This window comes from Streptomyces sp. NBC_01384 (assembly GCF_045040035.1).
Taxonomy (GTDB): domain Bacteria; phylum Actinomycetota; class Actinomycetes; order Streptomycetales; family Streptomycetaceae; genus Streptomyces.
On record NZ_CP109559.1, the window covers coordinates 26,981 to 43,860 of the forward strand.

Below are 16,880 nucleotides of genomic sequence, written 5' to 3' on the forward strand. Positions count from 1 at the left end.
GGCGGGTTCAGCCGCCCGGCGAGCACCCGGGGTGCGGCGACGGATCACTTCTCGGCGCGCAGGGTGCCGAGAAGCCCGTCGCTCTCGCCGTTGATTCCCGCCGCGAACCAGACGCTGTCCTTGCCGCCCGACTTGTCGGTGCCGCGCTGGAGGCCCCACAGCCCGGGGATCGCGATCGGGTTCCCGTTGCGGTCCCGCAGGGTTCCCTCGAACCGGCCGGTCCTCAGGTCGAAGGCGTTGATCCTGCCGTCTCCGAAGTTGCCGACGAGCAGGTCACCGGAGAACTTCCCGAACTTCTCGGGCGCCGTCTCAAGGCCCCAGGGCGAGTTGAGCACGCCGCGGCTCGCGAAGCGCCTGAGCAGCCTGCCCTCCGTGCTGAACACGTCGATGAAGCCGTTGTGGGGGCCGGCGACGTCGTCGTGCTTGTCGGCGTCCTGCTTGGCGTAGGTCACGAAGACCTTGTCGCCGATCAGCTTGACGTCGAACGGGGCGAAGCCGCTCTTGATTTTCGGGTCCTGGAACCGGCCGTCCGGCGGCAGGAGGTCGAAGTTCGTGTCGAAGCTGTCGATACGGGCGTCACGGAAGTTCGCGACCAGCAGGCGCGGCTCGTGGCACTTGCCGCCCTTCTTGCAGTCCTTCCCATGCCCCTTGACCTCACCGTGCTCCTTCTCGCCCGGCACGATCGTCAGGCCCTTGAAGACGGCGGTCTCGCCGTCACTGTCCTCGTGCGCGACCCGGACGGCGTTCGTCGGGTTCACGTCCGGGTTGAAGGCGAAGACGTCACCGTCCTCCCCCGCGAAGAGGAAGCGGGCGACCCCGGACCTCCCGGACCCGGAGTCGGTGAAGCGGAAGGCGTCGGTGTCGTTGCGCACGACCCCGGTCGGGGCGCCGCCCTCGGGGATCGACACGACTCGGGGGAGGATGTTGACCGGCTTGTTGTCCCGGGCGCCCGAGTACGTCGTGGCGCTGTCCGAGCCGTTGTCCGAGACGAAGATCTCGCCGGCGTGCGTGCGGGCCAGACCCCAGGGGTTGACCAGGTTCGGGTCGGTCTTCTCCGCCCGGCCCGGGATGTCGGACACGAGATCGCGCTCCCGGAAGCCGTGATCGGCCGTGCGCGGCGCGTCCCCGGCCCCGGGCGGCGCCGCGGCGACGAGCGCGCCGAACGTGCCCAGGGCGAGCGTGACCGCGGTCAGCCGCCGCAGGCTGGGACGGGGTCTACGGGCCGATGCCTGTGATGCCATGCGGATTACTCCTGTTCCAGTACGGGCCCCACTGCGGGACAAACCGGTAGAAGTCATCTCATGTGACAGCAACTACAAAGATCAACGACACGCGGAGCACGTCATCGGCAGGCGTAATTTCACGCCGCACCAGGCTGAGGGTGACGGCGGGCGGCCGAGATGACACCGCCGACGGCGAAGCCGGCCTGGACGCCGTAGGTGTTGGTGATCCAGCCGACGACCGGCGCGCGCCCAGCGGCGTACCGCCCAGGAAGACCATCATGGGAGGGAAGACCTCTGGCCTGCCGCTGACGCAGCAGGCGTGGACAGAGAGGTGCCGGCATGCGGGCGGAGCCGCGGTACAGGGGTCCGGCCTGCGTCTTCGCCGTCGGGCGGTGATTCGTTCACGGCACTGGATACGGCATCAGGTTCCGAGCGGTCCCCGGACGGCTGCGTACCCCTCACCGTCGAGGGCCCGGCCGGCTTCGTGGCCCTCCTCGACGAGCCGGCCACCGATCTCCAACAGCCCCGTGAGGCATATCCTCCGGTGCCCGCCCGGCGTGCGATCGCCCGGCGGGCACGGCCCGTCCTCACATCCCGGCCATACCGCCACCGGTGAGGCCCGGAGCCAGCGCCGGGACCCAGAAGACGGCGACGGCCAGGGCGATCGAGGCGATCCCCACGGCACGGGCCACCAGGCGGCCGGCCGGAGCGAGCTTCTCGGCGGTGATCACGGCGGCCAGGACCACCATGGCCCACAGGTTCATTACACCGATCGCCGCCAGCAGCACCATCAGCGACCAGCAGCAGCCCAGGCAGAAGGCCCCGTGCCGGGCTCCGGCACGCAGATCGCGCGAGGGCCCCGGGTACGAGGCGTAGCGCAGCATCAGCCCGATCGGCGAGCGGCACCTCGCCAGGCAGCGGTCTTTGAGGGGCGTGAGCTGGTAGACGCCGCTGACCGCGAACACGGCCGCGGCCACTGCGGTCCCCGCCGCGGCCGGAAGGCTCGCCGCCCGGCCCAGGCCGGCGGCCAGCGCGTACGCCGGCAGCCCGGCCGCGGCCCAGACGAGCAGGTAGGCGACCGTGAAAACGATCATGCGCGGCGCCCGGTGCACAGTGATGGTGCGTGCGTACAGCGCGGCGACGGGCGTCGTCGCGGGCAGCATCATCGCGGCCATCATCAGTGTCCACATGGCCAGGAAAGCGGGCAGGCCCAGGCCCATGGTGCCGGGCATCGCCTGCGTGCCGCCCCAGCGCGTCACCGCCCAGACCCAGGCGGCGGCCGCCGCGACCAGCAGCAGCCCGGCGGGGCCCGCCCTGCGGCGGACGGTGACCGGCCCGCCGGTCACGCGGACCATGCGAAGGGCGCCGAGTGTCCGTTGCCGCCGGTGAAGTCCCAGGACCGGCCGTACACGCCGTCGCCCGTCGCCCGGGTGGACCGGGCGATCGTCAGCGTGCTGTTCGCCGGGTGGAACATGCCGGTCAGGCCCATCACCGGACCGTCCTCGCCGAACTGTGGGGCGACCTGGTCCTCGATCTCGATGTCGATGGCGTCGCCCACCCGCGCGGCGTGGCGGCGGCCGTCGTCGCGGTAGTCGATGGGGACGCGCTCCGCGCCGAGGACCTCGCCGATGAGCGGAGTGAGGGCCGCCATCGGCCCGCCGGCCTGGCCGGAGAAGACCTTACCCAGCGCCTCCGCCTGGCCTTCGTCGGCCGCGGCGTCGACGTACAGCGCCACCTGCCAGCCGCCCTCGGCCATCACCCGGGGCCCGTCGATGAAGACGGCGACGCTGCGGTCGGAGACATCCACGCCGTCCACGTTCCCGCTGTCCACGTGGAACGCGAAGGTCACCTGGCAGCGCTCGTGGTCGGCCGGTGCGGCGAAGCCCGAGGTGGTGCAGGGGCACACCACGTCGCAGTTGCAGCTCTCCAGGTACGTGCCGTTCAGATTCCAGGGCACGGCTCGTCCTCCCTGTTTCGCGCCCCCCACGGCGAAGGGAATGCATCGGGGGGTCCGTCCCGTCCCGGTGCCGCTCTTCTCCAGGCTCACGCCTTTCCTTAGGCATCCATAGTAATTCGTCATCTCCTGGGGTCAGGCCGTGCGTCCGGTGCTGGTGTCGTGTGTCAGTGCGAGGATCGATTGCGTGACCTTTTCGAGGGGTTGTCGTTGATCGGATGACAGCATCATGGGCGGGGAGGGAGGCGGTGGTGGGCCGGAAGCTGCCGCTCGCCGCCGGGGAGACGGCCCGCACCGCCTGCGCCCGGGGCCTGCTGCGTACGGGCGTGGAGGAGAAGACGGGTGAAGTCCTGCTCTCTGGTGTGCTGGTGGAGCGGGTGGGGTGGGCTGCTGATCTGGTGTCCGGCATGGTCGCCGCACTGTTGACCGACCACTGGAACACCGCCGATGTGGACGTGCTGGCCTGCGGTGAGGACGCGGGAGGCCGCGCACTGCCGTCGAACGCGTGGATGGCGCTGCGCCGCCTGGGCTGGACCGTCGGCCCGGCCGAGGGCATCCGTGTCAATGACCGGATCGTGCGGATGGCGCAGGAGACGGTAGGGCGGACGCTGCGCTCGGCGAAGTGGCGCGCCGACCTGACCTCTGGTGTGCTCGCGACCTGGCCCGCCGACCAGGCCAGGCGCACCGCGCAGGAGTGGGACGCGGTGCGTGCGGCGGTGCCCGGCGGGCGGTCTGTGCCGTCCAGTGTCATCAACTCCCGTACCCGGCAGATCGCCGCGTTCGGGAAGAAGCACGGCCGGATGCCGGTCGATGTGTTCGAGGCGGAGGCCGCGCCCCGGATCGCGCGGATGCTGTTGTTGTCCGCCTGTGACGGGCAGCAGGCCACTCTTGAACGCGCCGACGATCCGGGCCGCGCCCTGCTGCGCGTGCAACTGCCCACCCGCCCTGATCCGCGGTCCTATGGAGACTGGGCGTGGGTGGCCTGCCCGATTGTGCTGCCGCCGACGATCCCCGCGAACGCGGTGGTGCATCTGCCCACTTTACGCATCGACCGGGGCAGGGTGCGGGCCGATCTCGCCTACACCCACGCTGTCCCGAAGACGCGGCGGAGCGGGCATGCGGTGGCGCTGGGGGTGGACTGGGGTCTGAACACCCTGCTGTCCGCCGGGGCTGCCCGGCTCCACGACGACGGCACCATCACCGCCCTCGGAGCCGGTGGCATGTTCCGCGCGGCCGGGGTCCTTGCGAAACAGCACCGGCTGCGCCGCCTGTCCGAGCACCTGCACACCAAGGCCGACCACTACCAGCGGCTTACCGGCGGGACCGGACACCACCACCTGACCGGCAGGCACGCGGTCCTGGGCGACGAGATCCGGCACGTCTCCGACCGTCGGTCGAACCTCAACGACGCCCTGGCGTGGGCTGGGGCCCGCTGGGCCGTCGACCAGGCCATCACCGCCGGGGCGAGCGTCATCTACGTCGAAGACCTCCGCTCGATGGAAGCCCGCGGCATGGGCCGCACCCACAACACCCGCATGTCCCAAGCCGTGCGCGGCCGGATCATGGAGCGGATGCGGCACCTGGCCGCCGAGGCCGGCATCGCCGTCGTCACCGTCCCGGCCCGGGGCACCTCCAGGTGCTGCCCGCAGTGCCTGGTTCCGCTGCAACACCGCAAGGCCCCCGACCGGCCCACCACACCGGGCTGGAAATGGGCCCGGTGTGGCTCCTGCGGCTGGCAGGGCGACCGCGACCAAGGCGCCTGGCGGCGCATCGCCGCACGCGGCCTCACCCACCAGGCCACGACCGTGACCGACCACGCCAGCGGGGCCATGACGATCCGGTCGGTGATCGACCGACTCGAAGCGGGCGCGGTCATCACCCCGCCCGCGCCGAAGACCAGCCGGGACCGGTCCAAAACCGGACCCACCCGGCACCGCACCACACGTCCGACGCCCAGGCGACGCCGGACACCCTCCCCCACCGGCCCCCAGGGTCCGGCGGGCAAGCGTCCGGAGGGACACGCTCACACGGACCGGACCCGGCTGCCCCGCGCAGCCCACCGGCACCAGGGCGTGACAACGATCAGCACACCCACCAACCGGCACCAGCCACGAGGAGCAGCACAGGGCGCAGGATTCCACCTGCACGCCCACGCCACCCCTCCACGGTGGGCAGAACCCATGCCAGACACCACGTCCGGCATAGGATCGCTTAGCTAATCAGAGACGCTATTCCCGACGACCCCCGTCGCGCAGATCCGCTGCCGGTGCGGCTCACCGTCCTGGTGCTGGGTCGTGGGGGCACCTGCGGCCTTGGATCCGTCTTCGACGACGTCCTCTTCATGGCCCGTCCGAACTCCGGGCACCGGCGGCCGGAGGTCGACGCGCTCGTCACCCTCACGGCCGAAATGCCGAAGCCCGCCCGTCTTCGATCCGGTGCCCATCGAAATCTGGTGCCGGTGCCCTACAGGCCACAATGGGCGAGCTCGGGCGTTCGGTCAGGACCTGGAAGAGCATCTCCGCGCCGCGGCGGTCGAGTTCGAGGCGGCCCAGCCCATCGACGCGGATCAGGCCGGCTCGGGATCAGCCGCTACCGGCCTCCCGCGCCACGCGCTCCAGTCGCCGCCGGTGGGCCTCCCACCATGCCTGATCGCCCGGTGGCATGTTGTCCTTCCCCTTCTCCCACCCGACAGTCCCGTCGATGAGCTCTCGCACGATATCGGCGTGGCCGGCGTGCCGGTGGGTATCGGCAATCACACGCACCAGGACGTGGTGCAGTGTCGTCTCCCGTCGCTCCTGCGGCCACCACGGGACGTGACCGATCGCGTCGAGCGCCAGCGTCGCGAACGTGCTGTCCGAGTGCTCCCACGCCTGGTGATACAGCCCGACGATCTCTTCGCGTGACTCGTCCGCGGTGGCCCACATGTCCGCGTTGGGTTCGGCGTCCTGCGTGTACCACCAAGGCGGCGGCTCCTCGTCGAAGAACGGCCGTCCGAACGCGTCGCCGAAGTACCCCAACTCCACGCCGGCGATGTGCTTGACCAGCCCCAACAGGTTGGTACCGGTGGGCGTCAGAGGGCGGCGGATGTCGTATTCCGAGAGCCCTTCGAGCTTCCACAGCAGGGCTTCACGAGCAGCTTGCAGGTAGTGGAGAAGGTCCGCTTTCGGGTTCGGTTCGATCATGCCGGGCAGTCTTGCATCCGGCACTGACAGCCGGGCTCTGCGGGGACTTTGCCTCTCGACACCGGTGGCGCCCCGCCGGGACAAGTTGGCTCTCAGGCATGCCCGGGCGGCAACCGATCTGCTCCCTCGGCTCTCGTCCGGGCGAGAGTGCCATCAAAGGTCACTGACCTTGACCTTTCCTGCCGCTGCGAAACGACTCCCGAAGTTGTCCGCTCTCATCGAAGCCAGTCGCCGTCTCCTTGCATCCCGTCGGACCACAGCCGGATTCCGCGCGCGCCCGCGATGACGAAGAGGGCGGCAATCGGTAGCGGCGCGGCAGGAGTGCGGCACGTGTCTGCGATGCCCAGACCCCCGCCCGGCCGCTGCATCCCGCCGAGAACCGCGGTGGACTCGCGGCCCGGTTCGGGCAGGCCCTGCCGCAGCAGACGCGGTCCGCGCTCGCGGACGTCGCGCCGATGATGCTGCTGCCCGGCACCGTCGGCTCGGTCGTCGGCCAGGTGGCCGGCTGGCTGGTGCGGGCGCTGCGCGAGCGGTGGCAGACGGTACGGGCACTCGCCGGGTGTGCCCGCCTGGCCGACCTCCTCGCGCCGCGACTCGCTTCATTCACTCGGGGCGGACCACGCGAGTGCGGCCCCCGCGCGCCTGTCAGGCCCTCCTGGGGCCGCCGGAGAGAATGGGCCGGGCATCGAGGCAGCCTGTGTGCAGTGGCGTATGTCCCGGGCCGCGTGGTGAAGCCGACTGGCCCTGAGCCGCTGGTGGAGTGCGGAAGCGAGAGGGAATGGACAGCAGCCCGTCCTCCGAGCCGGGCCAGGGAGCGTCGGCCGGCGCTCCCTGGTGGCGTCGCCATTGGAGAGCGCTGGTGGCCGCTTTCTCTGCTGCTCTTCTTGCGGCCATCGCCACCATGGTTGTCGACATGGTCAAGTCCGGTGTGCAGCGTGCCGTCAAGGGCAAGGAGCTGCCCTTCACACTGGATGTGCAGCTCACCCCTCCGGACGGCGAGCCTGACTGCCGTGCCTTTCTGGTGCGGGGCAACAGCCGAAGTGTTGAACCTCCGCGTCCTAGAGAGAGTGTCGATTCCTGGGCGCAGAAGAATGACGGTATTGCCGTGGACGACGTGACGGTGACCTTGACGGTGCAGGGCCGCTCCCCGGCAAGCGTGGTGCTGAAAGATGTCCGCCTGAGAACCGCCTCCATCCTGTGCGGCGGTCGGTCGTTCGCTGCTCTCAGATATGCAGTTCGGGCGGGAAGCCAGTCCAGCGAAGCTCTGTGGGAAGGTGCGCCATGTCGTTGTAGAAGAGGACGGAAGCGGGCCGGCCGGGTGCGTATCGGATGACGGTCAGCGCGGCGTTGGCGTGGTTCAGTCCCATCCAGCGCCACTTCGGCGCGTCGAGGGCGTCCCGGACGAGCCAGCCGATGAGGAAGTTGTGGGTGACGATCAGCTCGTGACGAGGCTCGTCACCGTCGACTGGTCCGGTGAACTGCGCGCGTGCTCTTTGAGCCAGCTCCGGACCTTTTTCGCGCTCCTCGGCCGGGAACTGGGCCAGGTGGCCGAGCATGGCATCGGCCGACTCCGACGGCAGCTCCTGTCTCTGTGGCAAGTAGGGGATGTAGTCGCCGGTCAGTTCCGAGGACTGCAAGGGAACGTCGTCGAGTTGGTCGCAGATCAGCTGTGCGGTCTGCTCCGCTCGCGGAAGTGGGCCGTGGTGGACCGCTGAGAGAGGGCTGCGCTGAAGCCGTTCACCAAGCAGTAAGGCCTGACGGCGGCCGTTGTCCGTCAGCTTGCTTTCATCCGGTGAAGCCTCGCCGTGCCGCGCGAGGTAAAGGTAGCGAGGGGCTGTTCCCGTCATGCGCGAGGTCCTCCATCAGCGTTCATGATCTTGCGGACGCTCGGATGGACGCTGATGTCTGCCGTGCGGTTCCGTCATCGACGGAGGCCTCATGCGCCATGTCCTGTCGGCGATGTTCCGGTCAGCCATCGGGAGCATCACGCCCGGAGCCGGGCATGCCCAGGTTCCGGCTCGTGGTCTACAGCGCCACGATGACCAGGGCGATGTCATCGCGGCCGCCGCTGCTGACGCCGAGGTGCACGAGGACCGTGTCGGCGAGGGGTTCGGGGGCCAGGCGGCGGTGGGTGAGGACATCGGTGAGACGGTGCAGGCCGGCATCGATGTCCTCACCGCGTCGTTCGATGAGGCCATCCGTATAGAGCACGAGGGTGTCGCCGGGGGCGTAGAGCAGCTCGGCCTGCAGTCGGGGCATGTGGTGGAGGCGGGCGCCCAGCGGTGGGTCGGTGGCCTGGTCGAGCAGGTCGAAGGTGCCGTCGGGGTGGACCAGGACCGGCGGGGGATGGCCCGCGCTGCTGTAGGTGATCCGGTGGGCATGGGTGTCGATGACGACTTTCACCACGGTGGTGGCCAGTGCACCGTCCACCGAGCGGGCGTACAGGCCCAGGACTTCCAGTGCTCTGGCGGGCTCGTGCAGAGCCCGGACGACGGCGGACAGGGCGCTGCGGAGCATCCCCATGACCGCGGCGGCCTCCAGGCCGTGGCCGACGACATCGCCGACCGCGACCGAGAAGCCGTCATCGGGCAGGTCGGCCACGTCGTACCAGTCGCCGCACACGTTCAGTGATCCGGCGGCGGGCAGATAGCGCACGGCGATGTCCGGGTGCCGCGCCAGGTCGGGCGAGTGGAGCATGGCCTCCTGCAGAGTGACGGCCACCTGGCGTTCCCGGGCGTGGGCCCGGCGCAGTTCCTCGTTCAGCCGCTGCAGCTCACGGGCCCGCGCGTACAGCTCGGCCTCGGTCGCCTCCCGCTCACTGAGCACCCTTCCCGGCCGCGGGCGCGAAGGGCGGGAGAGCACGAAGTCGGTCACGTCCTCCACCCGGTGGATGATCCACGCCACCTGCCCGCCCGGCCCGGGGACGGGAGTGTTGATCGGGGACCACCACCGCTCCTCGAACACCCCTGGCCGGCCCACGACGGGGATGTCGTACTTCTGCACCGCCATGGTGTCCGGTTCCTTCGAACGCAGCACCCAGTGCAGAGAAGCAGCCAGATTCCGCACCCCGTCGGCCTGCGGGTCCTCAGGGTTGTCGGGAAACGCGTCGAACAGGTACCGGCCCACCAGATCCTCCCGGCCGAAGCCGGTCGCCGTCAGATACGCCTGATTGACGGCGACGATCACCAGGTCAGGGCCCAGCACCAGATACGGGCTGGGCGTCGCGGCAAACAGCCCCTCGTAGTCGATCGGTGCTCGCGCCACAGTTCTCCCGTACCGTCCCATAGCCGCACGGCTTCATGCTCCGTCTTCTCACTATGAATCCAGTCGGCCCCCAGCGTGCCGTGAGCCCCGCGGGCGGGACCACCGAAAGACCCGCTCGCGTCGTGCCGGCCGGCACCGAGGGCGCTGAGGGCCGTGGTCCAGTCGGTGACTGTCTCCGTACCGCGTCGTCCGTGCTGTTCGCGCTGTCCGTGGCTGTTCCCGTGCTGTCCGTGCTGTCCGCGGCGCTGTTCTTGACGAGTTGTTCCCCTGCGTCGGCGGGAGGGCCGGACGTGCCCGCGAGCGGGACTGCGGCCACGGGCCGTCGGCTACGGGTGCACGGGCCGGGGCGGGGCCCGGAGCGGGCGGTCGTGGTGGGAGCCGGCCCGCAGGCCAAGTACACCGTCCGGCAGCAGCCCCCGCCGGGCAGCTGCCACTACCGGACCGACGGACCACCGGGACCACGCGTCCACGCCCTGACACCGTTTCCTCCGCACGGTCCGCAGGATCGAAACCGCCGGTGCCGACAAAACCCCGTGGCGGTCCGCACCTTTCGGCTGCTTGGGTGTGCCGCAGGTGACCCCGGGCGGCTTCCCCCTGCAACCGGGCGTCCACAGTGACCGCAGCGGCCTTCGGCGGCGGCGCGGCAGGACACCGGCGGCGCAGCTGCGCGAAGCGGCATACGAAGAGCGGACCGGCCAGCAGCACCTGGTCCCCAAAATCCTCGATCGTGCGGGTGGCATGACCCCCGCCGGGTGACATCCCCCGGCACGCCCCGGCTCCTCCCCCGGCCTGCCACGAACCTGCTCAGTCGGTGAGGCCGAGCGCCCCCGCTGCCTGGATCGCCAGCCAGACCTCCGCCAGGGCCCCCGTCGACGTCGGATCACGGTCGGCGAGAGCGCCGAAGCGGCGCCGCCGGTAGGCAAGGGTGTTGGGGTGGATGTGGAGCGCCGCCGCAGCCGCCTCGGTACGGCGGTCGCGCTCCATCCAGGTGCGGGCGGAGACCAGCAGCTGCGAGTCATGGCGGGCGTGCACCAGCTCGTCCACCGACAGCCGCACCGCGCCGGTCGGCTCCAGCCGCCGCTTCGCGTACGTGGTCTTCCCCGACCCGGTCGGCCCCACCAGCAGCCCAAGGAGCGGCGTGTCCCGACGGGCACCTCACGACCGCGGCACCGCCACGGCAGGAAGGCCCTGGGCATCTGGCCGGGCCTGGCGTCGCGGGATGCGCCAGGGCCCCGAAGCGTGTGCTCCGGGGCCCTGGCGCACGTCCTGGCCGCGAGTCAGGCGGGCGTGATGTTCTCCGCCTGCGGGCCCTTCTGGCCCTGGGTGACGTCGAACGTGACGGCCTGGCCTTCCTGCAGCTCACGGAAGCCGGAGGCGTTGATGTTGGAGTAGTGCGCGAAGACGTCCGGCCCGCCGCCGTCCTGGGAGATGAAGCCGAAGCCCTTTTCGGCGTTGAACCACTTAACGGTTCCGCTGGCCATGCTGGTGCCTTCCAGTCGATATCGGACCCGCACCGCGCGGGCCCGGAGGTGATCGCCCTGGTCCCGCACTGCACAGCAAAGCGCCCACGCCGGAGCGCGGGCAAGTACTGCGAACCACGACATCTACCAGCGACGCTACACCGCGAAACCGGTCCCCACCAGAGAGCAACGGCCATGATCCGAACGAGTGGGCGTGGGTGGACGGCGGCGATCCGCGCTCATCGCCCTCGTACGCGATGCCGCCGGTGCGCCAGGCAGCCGGCGGCATCCCGTCGCCGGACGGGGTCGTGTGCGGGTGACGGGCGGTCAGGCGGCCCCGGCCGTCCGCTTGCCCTCCCGTTCTTCCCACTCGGCGAGCAGCATGTCGAGGACGTTCAAGGCGCGCCAGGTCCGGGTCATTCCGAACGGCGCGGTGACGCGGACGGCGGCGCGGACCTCGTCCGGCGTCGCCCCCGCGCCCAGCGCGCGGCCGACGTGGGCGCGGAAGCTTTCCTGGAGGGTCTGATAGAGGACGTCCACCGTCATCGTGGCGAACGCCCGCTCGCGGACGCTGATGCGGGACATGCCGGCGCGGATCCGCGATTGCAGGTCCATGTAGTCGGCCAGGCCCGGGTCGAGGGCGCGCACCTGGTCGCGCATCGCCGCGGGAAGCGGGCTGCCCGTGCCGTCCGCGTTCACCTCGTGGCCCTGGCCGGTCGGTCCGGGCAGGCCGTGCTCGCGCTCGATCTCGGCCAGCCGCTCCAGAGCTGCCAGCGCCGCGGGGTATCCGCTGTCGTAGGAGATGAAGCGGAGCAGCTCGCGCAGGTCGTCGGCGTCGATGCCGTTGTCCAGGGCGGCTCGCACGTGCAGCTCGTAGGGCATTCCGAGGACCTGTTCGCACACGTCGGCGACGAGACTGAGCAGGATGCGCTCACGTGGCGTCAACTCCGGGCCCGCCCCGGCGAGCCGGAAGCTCGCGGCAGCCATTTCCGCGAACACCGGGTCCAGCTCGTCGATCGTGCTCCGGGTCGGCAGTGTCATGGGAACCCCCTAGATAAACAGCTGTAGTGCTACTACTGTAGCCCTACGAGCCGTCCCATACAATGCCGGATCATGGATGCGACCACCCCGGCCCGAAAGGCCGCACGGGCCACCTCGCGCGGCCGCAACCCGCGAGGCCAGGGCGAGCGGCTGCGCGCCGAGATCGTCGACGCGGCGCTGCGGCTGCTGGACGAACTCGCCGACGACCAGGCGCTGTCGCTGCGCGCCGTCGCCCGCGAGGTGGGCATCGCCGCGACGTCCGTCTACATCCACTTCGCCGACCGCGACGCGCTGGTGCTGGCCGCGCTGGAGCGCTGCCACGCGGACCTGCTGCGTGCGGTGGACGAGGCGGAGTCGGGCGCCACCGACCCGGTGGCCGCGCTGCGCGCCCGCACGGCGCTGCTCGGCGCATGGTCCCGCGAGCACCCGGGGCTGTACAAGGTGCTGCACGAGAGCACGCTCAACCGGCGTACGGACATGCCCTTCAAGGAGGAGATGGCCGAGCGCACGACCGCGGCGATCCGCCGCTGCATGGACGCCGGGCTGGCGACGCCGGGCGACGCCGAGACCGTCTCCCTGGATCTGCGGACGGCCGTCCACGGCGCGGTGTCGCTGCGCGTCAACCAGCCCGAGCTGCCGTGGCCCCCACTGGACGAGCAGGTCGACCGGTTCCTGACGAAGCTGGTCGGTGTCCCGCCCGCGAAGAAGTGAGGGCGATGCGCGGCGGTGGTGCCCCGCACCACGCGGCAGCAGGTCCCACCAGGCCGGGCTCCGGGCTCCGGGCTCCGGGCCCGGCTGCTTGGGCGATGACACCTGCTACGCCGACATCGCCCGCTTCATGGCCGGCCTTCCCCTCGACACGGCCCCGGCCGCACGGTGGACCGGCGGGGAACCGGTCACCCGCCGGCGGCGGCACGCCTTGGTCACCGCCCGCCGCGACCACGTGCCCATGGACTGGGTCCTCGCGCCGATCCCCGCCGTCACGCAAGGTCCCCTTCGTGGCCGGGCGACTTCCGCATTAGCCCCTACGAATGATTCACCGGCGCCGCGGGGTGAACGAGCGGCGTGTGTGTGCCGCGCCGACGGCAGCCGGCCGTTCGCGACCATTAGCGTTGACTCCTGTGTCGATGAGCTATGCCTTTGTGAATCTAAAACCCGGAGTGGGAAAGACGACGAGCGCAGTCTGGTTGGCTCACGCACTGCACGAGTCGGGCATCTCACCGCTGCTGGTGGACAGTGACCCCGCCTCCTCCGCGCTGCGTTGGAGCGAATTGGCGGGGGGCTTCCCGTTTCCCGTCATCGCCTTTCCGGTGGGCGACGTGCACCGGCGCGTGAACGACTTCCTCGGCAACCGGCAGGCCGTGGTGTTCGACGCCCCGCAGTTGGAGGACCACGCCCACATCGCCCGGAGCATCATGAGGTACGCGAGCGAGTGGATCGTGCCACTGACCCCGGCCCCCATCGAGCTGGATCGCATGGCACCCATCGGCAGCGAGATGAGCGACGTCCAGTCCCTGCGCGCCCGGCCGGCCCGCGCCGCTGTCCTGCTGAACCGCACCAACCGCCCCGACGCCACGCGCACCGGTCCCGATGCCGACGCCCGCGAAGCTCTCACCGAACGGGGCTTCGACGTGCTGTCCACCCATATTCCGCGGCTCGACTTGTACGCCCAGTCGTTCGGCAGCCCGGTCGAGGTCAAGGGCTCGGCGTACATGGACCTCGCAGACGAACTCATCAAACGTCAGGACAAGACGTGAACCAGCGCAAGGACACCTACCGAGCCGCATTGCAGCGCGGACCGGACGCCACCGCACCCCGTCCCGTCAAGGTCACTCAGCTGCACACCCGATACGTCCGGGTAACCATCGAACTCGACCCTGCCTTGCCGCGCGAACTGACCCGATGGGTGGGACCACCTGTCTCCGCGCTCATGCGCGTCGGCGCCGCCGTACTGCGACCCCTCAGAGGCACCCCGTAAGCCAGGGGCGCATGCCTGGGGTGCGGTGTGCGGGCAGGTGACGTGGATCGAATGTGCTGGTCGCAGCCAGTCGTTGACTCAGGTCACCAGCTCCGCGCGAGGCGGGACCGTGGCGCCGAGGTCGAGCCTGGCGCGCCGCGATCGGCTCCTGCTCACGCCCGGCCGGCGGGACCACCCTGCGGGCCGGGAGAGGCGCAGGTCACATCCATCCGGCTCGCCGGCGTGTCACATTCCGTCGGGCGGTTCCGTCAATGCTGTGTAACCGTCAACGCAGCGAGGAGATCACCATGGACGCCCGTCTCAACTTCTACGGCAACTCCGTCGCGACCAAGTTCGCGAAGTACATCAACTCGGCGGGCAAGGTCGTCGCGGACTCCGCTCTGCCGGCCGCGACGCAGGAGCTGGTGAAGATCCGGGCCAGCCAGATCAACGGCTGCGGCTTCTGCACCGACATGCACACCAAGGACGCCACGCACGCCGGGGAGACCTCGGTACGTCTCAACCTGATCGCGGCCTGGCGTGAGGCCAAGGTGTTCACCGACGCCGAGCGGGCGGCCCTGGAACTGACGGAACAGGGCACGCGCATCGCCGACGCGGCCGGTGGTGTCACGGACGAGGCCTGGGCGAACGCGGCCAAACACTATGACGAGGACCAGCTGGCCGCGTTGGTGTCCCTCATCGCCCTGATCAACGCTTACAACCGCATGAACGTCATCATCCAGCAGCCGGCCGGTGACTACCAGCCGGGCCAGTTCGGCTGATCGCGAGCACAGGGCCCAGGGGCCGGCTGCCTGCCGCACAGGCTCGGCCCCGGGCCTTCGGGCCTCGGACACCCCGAAGAAATCGCGCCGCCCCTCGCCGCGCATGGAGATCTGACGGACGAGCAACGGGCGGCGCCGGGGCCGCCGTTGCCCATGGGCAAGAAGCCCGGCCGACCGCCGTGCCGGCCGCCGAAGTTCGACCCGGTTGACCACCGCGAGCGGCACGCCGTCGAGTGCGGCATCAACTGCCCCAAAAGGCACCGGGCCGTGGCCACGAGGTACGACAGGCTCGCCGTCCGCTACGAAGCGACCGTCCTCGTCGCGGCCGTCAACGAGCGGCTGTGACCAGCACATTCGACACGCGCCCTAGATGCCGAGCTGCTCGGCGGACGCGCGCAGGCGCTTGGCCGGCTTGCCCGTCACCGACTTGACCGGGATCAGTACCGCCCACCGCAGCTTCGCGCCGGTCGGGGAGATGAAGGCGAGGGGCACGGCGACGGCGAAGACCACTACCGTCGACGCCAGATCGGCCACATCGTTGCGCGCGACGGGATCGGACAGCGCCGCGCTGCCCAGCCACGGGCGCTTCCACACCGCGACCGTCAGCGCGAGCTGTGCGGCCCCCATGGCCGCGACGGCACCGGAGTAGACGGCCACCTACACACCGGGCGAGGCCGACAGTACCGACATGGAGACGATCGCACACCTGTGCAGCCACTCACCCCACCAGACCGAGAAACTCCTCGACCGGCTGCTGACTTCGCGCTCGCTGACTGCCTGGCACTACCGCCGGGATCCGGGATACGAACGAAGTCGGCCGGCGTCTGTCTCTCCAGGTCGGGGCGGGTCGCATGGCGGTTCGGCAGTGACAGCACACTCGTCAGCCTCCGCGCGAGGTGCCCCGCATCTGCTCACTGCAGGGGAGGGTGAGACATCACTCGACAGAAACGTCCGGTTCCCGTCGTGCGTACTATCTCTAGACTGCTGCGAGCTGTGGCAGTTGTGTCCTGCGGGTGATCCGGTCGCTCGGACGGGACACCTACCTCCATCCGATCGCGCACATGGCTCCTGTTTTCACCGCCGTGCCCGCGGACTGCAGAAAGGCCCATGCCATGTCCGAAATCAAGGCCCACGCCACAGGACTGACGTCGCAGTACATCGCCCAGGTGACCGGCGACCTTGAGCGCAATGCCAAGGAACAGGAACGTATCGGTAAGGACATCGAATCCCTGCAGGAGCAGTTGCACGCCCTGCAGCACGACCACACCGTGCTGGTGACCATGCAGCAGGCGCTCGGCGGTGCAAACCCCGCCGCCGAGGCAGACACCACAGCTGCGCCGTCCGTGCCTCACCAGGCCTCCGCCGAACCCAAGCAGAGCAAGCCGAAGAAGGCGGCCGCCACGAGCGCGAAGAAGACGGCAGCCAAGAAGCCCGCCGCCCAGGTCTCATCCGTGAAGGCGTCCGCAACAGCCGCCAAGCCAACCCTCGTCGACCTGATCCGCGGCCACCTGGAGCAGCAGAGCGAGCCGCGTTCCGCTGCCGAGATCGCCGCCGCGCTCACGCAGGCCCACCCCGACCGCACTGTGAAGACCACTGTCGTGCGTACCACCCTCGAAGGGCTGGTCGCCAAGAGCCATGCTCAGCGCACCAAGCAGGGCTCGTCGGTCTTCTACACCGCGGCGGCAGCCTCGGAGCCTGCTGCGGCCGAGCCGCAGCAGGAGGCAGTAGCCGGCTGAGCATCCGCAGGAGTCCCTGGCACCGCCACCAGGCCGCGGTCCGGTGGCGGCCCGGTCCTGAACGTCAGCGTGCGGAGCCCAGCCGGCGTGCAGCGGTACGTGCCAGGGGCGGTGCCGAGTCGGTCGCGGAGGCCGCGGAGGCCGCGACGAACCTGGGGATCCACGAGACCACGCCGGCGAGCTGGGTATCCCGGGTCCGAAGATCTGGATCAGGTTGAGGCGGCCGGGCAAGCGGCCGGCCGTCCCGGATCTCGTGCGGCGGGACTTCACCGCGGAAGAGC

Annotated in this window: 17 protein-coding genes; 7 read left to right on the forward strand and 10 right to left on the reverse strand. The window is 70.3% G+C overall.

Going from position 1 to position 16,880, the window contains the following annotated elements; all coding sequences use genetic code 11:
* Window positions 1-44: 44 nt before the first annotated feature.
* The 3 genes from OG747_RS00140 to OG747_RS00150 all read right to left on the reverse strand — a co-directional run bounded on the left by OG747_RS00140 (window position 45) and on the right by OG747_RS00150 (window position 3,180).
* The gene (locus OG747_RS00140) at window positions 45-1,241 is read right to left on the reverse strand and encodes a TIGR03118 family protein (RefSeq protein ID WP_405876565.1); all 1,197 of its coding nucleotides are present in this window, start codon (window positions 1,239-1,241) and stop codon (window positions 45-47) included.
* A 569-nt stretch (window positions 1,242-1,810) separates the two neighbouring features.
* Window positions 1,811-2,569, reverse strand: coding sequence for a DUF2182 domain-containing protein (locus tag OG747_RS00145; protein WP_405876567.1), 759 nt, complete (start codon window positions 2,567-2,569; stop codon window positions 1,811-1,813).
* Entirely contained in the window at window positions 2,566-3,180 is a 615-nt protein-coding gene (locus OG747_RS00150; protein ID WP_405876569.1) for a DUF1326 domain-containing protein, read from the reverse strand. The genes OG747_RS00145 and OG747_RS00150 overlap by 4 nt, the downstream gene beginning before the upstream one ends.
* Before the next feature lie 215 nt (window positions 3,181-3,395).
* On the opposite strand from OG747_RS00150, the gene OG747_RS00155 reads away from it, so the two are divergent.
* Complete coding sequence (locus OG747_RS00155; protein WP_405876571.1) at window positions 3,396-5,396, forward strand: zinc ribbon domain-containing protein; 2,001 nt, start codon at window positions 3,396-3,398, stop codon at window positions 5,394-5,396.
* Between the two features lie 363 nt (window positions 5,397-5,759).
* Here the strand turns inward: OG747_RS00155 and OG747_RS00160 are convergent, their stop codons facing one another.
* The 6 genes from OG747_RS00160 to OG747_RS00185 form a co-directional block, all read right to left on the reverse strand.
* Window positions 5,760-6,359 (reverse strand): DinB family protein, encoded by a 600-nt coding sequence (locus OG747_RS00160; RefSeq protein ID WP_405876573.1) that lies wholly within the window; start codon window positions 6,357-6,359, stop codon window positions 5,760-5,762.
* A gap of 1,223 nt (window positions 6,360-7,582) precedes the next feature.
* Window positions 7,583-8,206: a histidine phosphatase family protein gene (locus tag OG747_RS00165; protein ID WP_405876575.1), complete on the reverse strand. Its 624-nt coding sequence runs from the start codon at window positions 8,204-8,206 to the stop codon at window positions 7,583-7,585.
* Between the two features lie 178 nt (window positions 8,207-8,384).
* Complete coding sequence (locus tag OG747_RS00170) at window positions 8,385-9,623, reverse strand: PP2C family protein-serine/threonine phosphatase (protein WP_405876577.1); 1,239 nt, start codon at window positions 9,621-9,623, stop codon at window positions 8,385-8,387.
* An 804-nt stretch (window positions 9,624-10,427) separates the two neighbouring features.
* Window positions 10,428-10,742 carry a helix-turn-helix domain-containing protein gene (locus OG747_RS00175; RefSeq protein ID WP_405876579.1) on the reverse strand — a complete coding sequence of 105 codons (315 nt, stop codon included), beginning with the start codon at window positions 10,740-10,742 and terminating at the stop codon, window positions 10,428-10,430.
* A gap of 158 nt (window positions 10,743-10,900) precedes the next feature.
* On the reverse strand, window positions 10,901-11,104 hold the full coding sequence (locus OG747_RS00180) for a cold-shock protein (protein WP_060899524.1): 204 nt from the start codon (window positions 11,102-11,104) through the stop codon (window positions 10,901-10,903).
* Between the two features lie 306 nt (window positions 11,105-11,410).
* Window positions 11,411-12,124, reverse strand: a complete 714-nt coding sequence (locus tag OG747_RS00185) for a carboxymuconolactone decarboxylase family protein (protein WP_405876582.1) — start codon at window positions 12,122-12,124, stop codon at window positions 11,411-11,413.
* 72 nt (window positions 12,125-12,196) lie between these two features.
* Here OG747_RS00185 and OG747_RS00190 point away from each other — a divergent pair, with 72 nt between their 5' ends.
* The 5 genes from OG747_RS00190 (at window position 12,197) to OG747_RS00210 (ending at window position 15,208) form a co-directional block, all read left to right on the forward strand.
* Entirely contained in the window at window positions 12,197-12,835 is a 639-nt protein-coding gene (locus tag OG747_RS00190; RefSeq protein ID WP_405876584.1) for a TetR/AcrR family transcriptional regulator, read from the forward strand.
* Window positions 12,836-13,251: 416 nt separating this feature from the next.
* Entirely contained in the window at window positions 13,252-13,881 is a 630-nt protein-coding gene (locus OG747_RS00195) for an AAA family ATPase (RefSeq protein WP_405885389.1), read from the forward strand.
* Window positions 13,878-14,102, forward strand: coding sequence for a hypothetical protein (locus OG747_RS00200; RefSeq protein WP_405876586.1), 225 nt, complete (start codon window positions 13,878-13,880; stop codon window positions 14,100-14,102). The genes OG747_RS00195 and OG747_RS00200 overlap by 4 nt, the downstream gene beginning before the upstream one ends.
* 287 nt (window positions 14,103-14,389) lie before the next feature.
* Window positions 14,390-14,863 carry a carboxymuconolactone decarboxylase family protein gene (locus OG747_RS00205; protein WP_405876588.1) on the forward strand — a complete coding sequence of 158 codons (474 nt, stop codon included), beginning with the start codon at window positions 14,390-14,392 and terminating at the stop codon, window positions 14,861-14,863.
* A 153-nt stretch (window positions 14,864-15,016) separates the two neighbouring features.
* Complete coding sequence (locus tag OG747_RS00210) at window positions 15,017-15,208, forward strand: hypothetical protein (RefSeq protein WP_405876590.1); 192 nt, start codon at window positions 15,017-15,019, stop codon at window positions 15,206-15,208.
* Between the two features lie 21 nt (window positions 15,209-15,229).
* Here OG747_RS00210 and OG747_RS00215 read toward each other — a convergent pair whose 3' ends face one another.
* On the reverse strand, window positions 15,230-15,520 hold the full coding sequence (locus OG747_RS00215) for a hypothetical protein (RefSeq protein ID WP_405876592.1): 291 nt from the start codon (window positions 15,518-15,520) through the stop codon (window positions 15,230-15,232).
* A 455-nt stretch (window positions 15,521-15,975) separates the two neighbouring features.
* Here OG747_RS00215 and OG747_RS00220 point away from each other — a divergent pair, with 455 nt between their 5' ends.
* Window positions 15,976-16,599: a hypothetical protein gene (locus OG747_RS00220; RefSeq protein ID WP_405876594.1), complete on the forward strand. Its 624-nt coding sequence runs from the start codon at window positions 15,976-15,978 to the stop codon at window positions 16,597-16,599.
* Window positions 16,600-16,880 lie beyond the last annotated feature (281 nt).

Excerpts from the sequence above, each read along its gene's own strand:
- OG747_RS00160 (WP_405876573.1), bottom strand. The coding sequence starts at position 6,359 with ATGATCGAACCGAACCCGAAAGCGGACCTTCTCCACTACCTGCAAGCT.
- OG747_RS00180 (WP_060899524.1), bottom strand. The coding sequence starts at position 11,104 with ATGGCCAGCGGAACCGTTAAGTGGTTCAACGCCGAAAAGGGCTTCGGC.
- OG747_RS00140 (WP_405876565.1), bottom strand. The coding sequence starts at position 1,241 with ATGGCATCACAGGCATCGGCCCGTAGACCCCGTCCCAGCCTGCGGCGG.
- OG747_RS00155 (WP_405876571.1), top strand. The coding sequence starts at position 3,396 with ATGACAGCATCATGGGCGGGGAGGGAGGCGGTGGTGGGCCGGAAGCTG.
- OG747_RS00220 (WP_405876594.1), top strand. The coding sequence starts at position 15,976 with ATGTCCGAAATCAAGGCCCACGCCACAGGACTGACGTCGCAGTACATC.
- OG747_RS00165 (WP_405876575.1), bottom strand. The coding sequence starts at position 8,206 with ATGACGGGAACAGCCCCTCGCTACCTTTACCTCGCGCGGCACGGCGAG.
- OG747_RS00190 (WP_405876584.1), top strand. The coding sequence starts at position 12,197 with ATGGATGCGACCACCCCGGCCCGAAAGGCCGCACGGGCCACCTCGCGC.
- OG747_RS00210 (WP_405876590.1), top strand. The coding sequence starts at position 15,017 with ATGGGCAAGAAGCCCGGCCGACCGCCGTGCCGGCCGCCGAAGTTCGAC.
- OG747_RS00185 (WP_405876582.1), bottom strand. The coding sequence starts at position 12,124 with ATGACACTGCCGACCCGGAGCACGATCGACGAGCTGGACCCGGTGTTC.
- OG747_RS00205 (WP_405876588.1), top strand. The coding sequence starts at position 14,390 with ATGGACGCCCGTCTCAACTTCTACGGCAACTCCGTCGCGACCAAGTTC.
- OG747_RS00195 (WP_405885389.1), top strand. The coding sequence starts at position 13,252 with ATGAGCTATGCCTTTGTGAATCTAAAACCCGGAGTGGGAAAGACGACG.